This is a genomic window from Microbacterium sp. ISL-103, from assembly GCF_018613995.1.
GTDB lineage: Bacteria > Actinomycetota > Actinomycetes > Actinomycetales > Microbacteriaceae > Microbacterium.
Genome location: NZ_JAGGPD010000164.1, coordinates 1 through 3,545, shown reverse-complemented (window position 1 = coordinate 3,545; position 3,545 = coordinate 1). Strand labels below are relative to the sequence as shown.

Here is a 3,545-nt window from a genome sequence, read left to right as displayed (position 1 = left end):
AAGCCGAACCAGCCGAACCACAGCAGAGCGGCACCGAGAAGCGTCAGCGGCACGTTGTGCGGCTTGAGGATGCCCTTCTGGAAGCCGATGCGCTTGCCGAGGACGATGGCGAGTGCCAGAGCAGCTGCACCGGCGTTGATGTGCACCGCGGTACCGCCGGCGTAGTCGATCACGCCGATCCCGCTGTCTTCGCCGAAGAGCGTGGTGCCGAGGTTCATGATCCAGCCACCGCCCCAGACCCACGCGGCGACGGGGAAGTATCCGACGGTCGCGAACACACCGGCGAAGATCAGCCAGCTGCCGAACTTCGCACGGTCGGCGATGGCGCCGGAGATGAGCGCGACGGTGATGATCGCGAAGGTCGCGCCGTACGCGACTCCGAGAAGTGCGACGTTCGATCCCTCACCGGCCGCGAGGCTCGAGAGGCCGATGTCGGCGAAGGGGTTGCCGGCGAAGGCGGTCGGGCTGTCGACGGCGCTCATCGAGAATCCGAAGAGGATCCAGAGCACGGCCACGAGTCCGATCGAGCCGAAGCTCATCATCATCATGCTGACGACGCTCTTGGCCTTCACGAGGCCGCCATAGAAGAAGGCGACGCCAGGCGTCATGAGCAGTACGAGGGCGGTCGCGGTGATCGCCCAGGAGATGTTGCCTGGAGCATCCATAGTCAAACCTCACATTCGGGAAACTGAGAGCTTCAGTGTGACGAGGCCCGATTTCCGGAATGCGTGAAGTTTGTTGCGGTGGCGTTACAGAGACGGCTCTCGTGTGAACATCGCGTTACGCGACACTGCGATCCGCGTGTGTAAGTGCATTGAGTCTGGAGATAGCGCGCAGGTACTTCTTGCGGTAACCGCCGCCCAGCATCTCTTCGGCGAACACCTGGTCGAGGCTCACACCCGTGGCGACGACCGGGATCTGCGCGTCGTAGACGCGGTCGACGAAGGCGACGAACCGCAGCGCCTCGGACTGGTCGGTCAGCACATGGACATCACGGAGGCCGACGAGGTCGAGACCCGAGATGACCCGAAGGTAACGCGACGGGTGCACACGTGCCAGGTGACGGATCACTTCACCGAAGGAGTCATCGGATGCGGTGCCGCGCTCTTCCCCTTCGTCGATCGCTCGTGCATAGATGTCTTCATCGCTGACGACCGCATGGCCGTCGAGCGCTCGCTGGCGGAAGTCGACGCCGTCGATGCGGATCGTCTGGAAGCTGTCGGACATCGCATGGATCTCGCGCAGGAAGTCCTGAGCGGCGAAGCGTCCCTCACCGAGGGCGTTCGGCGGCGTGTTCGACGTCGCCGCGAGCTTGGTGCCCGTCGGGACGAGCTCACCGATCAGGCGGGTCATCACCATGGTGTCGCCCGGGTCGTCGAGCTCGAACTCATCGATGCAGAGCAGATCCGCACCCTTGAGCAGGTCGACCGTGTTCTTGTACCCCAGGGCTCCGACGAGCGCCGTGTACTCGATGAACGAGCCGAAGTACTTCCGTCGTGCGGGCATCGCGTGATAGATCGACGCGAGCAGGTGGGTCTTGCCGACGCCGAAGCCACCGTCGAGATAGACACCCGGCTTGACCTCGGGCTCCTTCTTCGCGCGGCTGAAGAATCCGCCCCGCTTGACCGGCGCACCTCGCCCCGCGAAGCGGATGAGAGTCTCTTTCGCCTCTTCCTGCGACGGGTACGCCGCATCTGCCCGGTAGCTCTCGAACGTGGCCCCGTCGAACTGCGGCGGGGGCACGAGGCTCGCGAGCATCTCGGGACCGGTGACGGTCGGCTGGCGATCGGTCAGGTGCACGATGCCCGTGCGGCTGGGCGTGTCGGTCATCACGGTCCTGTGTCGGGGGCGCACCTGTGTCGAAGTCTTACGAATCGGGTGCAGGGCGCCTGGCGTGGATCTATCGTCGAAGTATCGGCTCCACATTACGCCGTCACACACCAGCACCATCGCCGCTCACCGTCTGAGGAGATCCCTGTGGCCATCGAGTTCGACCCCCCCTCACCCAAGTTCGCCGAGTACGCCGAGCCCGGCCGCCTGGTCACCACCGAGTGGCTCGCTGAGCGCCTCGGCACGCCGGGTCTGGTCGTGGTCGAATCCGACGAGGACGTGCTGCTGTACGAGACCGGCCACATCCCGGGGGCCGTGAAGGTCGACTGGCACACCGAGCTCAACGATCCGGTCGTGCGCGACTACGTCGACGGCGAGGGCTTCGCGAAGCTGCTGAGCGCCAAGGGCATCTCGCGAGACGACACCGTCGTGATCTACGGAGACAAGAACAACTGGTGGGCCGCCTACGCCCTGTGGGTGTTCTCGCTGTTCGGCCACGAAGACGTGCGACTCCTCGACGGCGGCCGCGACCGCTGGATCGCCGAGGGGCGCGAGATCACCCGGGATGCCCCGACGATCACGCCGACGGAGTATCCGATCGTCGAGCGCGACGACTCCGTCATCCGCGCCTACAAGGAAGACGTGCTCGCCCACATCGGCAGCCCGCTGATCGACGTGCGCTCCCCCGAGGAGTACAGCGGAGAGCGCACCACCGCTCCCGCCTACCCCGAAGAGGGAACGCTGCGCGCGGGACACATCCCCACCGCGCAGAGCGTGCCGTGGGCGAAGGCCGTCGCCGACGACGGCGGATTCCGGTCGCGCGCCGAGCTCGACGCCATCTATCGAGAGGGCGCCGGGCTGCAGGATGGCGATCAGGTCGTGGCTTACTGCCGCATCGGCGAGCGATCCAGCCACACCTGGTTCGTGCTGAAGCACCTGCTCGGTTTCGACGACGTGCGCAACTACGACGGCTCGTGGACCGAGTGGGGCAGCGCGGTGCGGGTGCCGATCGTCACGGGCTCCGAGCCCGGATCCCTCTGATCGTGTGAGAATGTCAGGAATGAGCACCTCGCACGTTCCTGACACTCTCGCCGAGATCCGCGACGCCTTCCTCGAGACCGCAGAGGCCGAGCGTCTGCTGCTGCTCCTCGAGTTCTCCGACGAGCTGCCCGAGGTCTCGGACGAGGTCGCGAACCATCCCGAGATGTGCGAACGCGTCGCGGAGTGCCAGTCGCCCGTGTACATCTACGTCGAGGTCGACGACGGCATGGTCACCATGCACGCGACCGCTCCGCCGGAGGCGCCGACGACCCGCGGGTTCGCGAGCATCCTCGTGCAGGGCATCACCGGGCTGACTCCCGACGAGGTGCTGGCGATCCCCGACGANNNNGCGGGTCGGCGGGATGACCGGAATGCTCATGCGTGCCAAGAAGCAGGTCAGGCAGAAGCGCTGAATCCCTGCGCGTCGAGCCACCCCGTGATCGCATCGCTCCACGCCGCCTGGTCGTAGTTCCACAGCTTCGTGTGGCGGGCCCCCGAGAACGGCGGCATCGTCACGAGGTCGGGGCGCGCCTGCTGCAGGGCGTGTGACGCATCGGCGGGCACGAATCCGTCATCGTCGCTGTGCAGGATCAGGATCGGAACGGCGAGTTCCTCGGCGCGCGCGACCATGTCGAGCCGGTCGAAGGGGATCGCGTCCTCGGCGCCGCTCAGCC

At 66.1% G+C, this 3,545-nt stretch carries 3 protein-coding genes and 2 pseudogenes; 2 read left to right on the top strand and 3 right to left on the bottom strand.

Translation table 11 applies throughout. The annotated features are described in order from the left end of the window. Together J7E68_RS06885 and zapE are read right to left on the bottom strand one after the other, a co-directional pair. Positions 1–665: ammonium transporter (locus J7E68_RS06885; protein WP_396652489.1), on the bottom strand; the 665-nt coding region annotated here is incomplete at its 3' end. A gap of 115 nt (positions 666–780) precedes the next feature. Next, entirely contained in the window at positions 781–1,830 is a 1,050-nt protein-coding gene (zapE, locus tag J7E68_RS06880; protein ID WP_215171107.1) for a cell division protein ZapE, read from the bottom strand. Between the two features lie 147 nt (positions 1,831–1,977). Here zapE and J7E68_RS06875 point away from each other — a divergent pair, with 147 nt between their 5' ends. Both J7E68_RS06875 and J7E68_RS06870 read left to right on the top strand, forming a co-directional pair. Beyond that, positions 1,978–2,871 (top strand): sulfurtransferase, encoded by an 894-nt coding sequence (locus tag J7E68_RS06875; protein WP_215171104.1) that lies wholly within the window; start codon positions 1,978–1,980, stop codon positions 2,869–2,871. A 19-nt stretch (positions 2,872–2,890) separates the two neighbouring features. Further along, positions 2,891–3,284, top strand: a pseudogene (locus J7E68_RS06870) (SufE family protein). Here J7E68_RS06870 and J7E68_RS06865 read toward each other — a convergent pair. Then, positions 3,268–3,545, bottom strand: a pseudogene (locus J7E68_RS06865) (lysophospholipase); the annotation flags it as partial. The pseudogenes J7E68_RS06870 and J7E68_RS06865 sit on opposite strands and share 17 nt — an antisense overlap.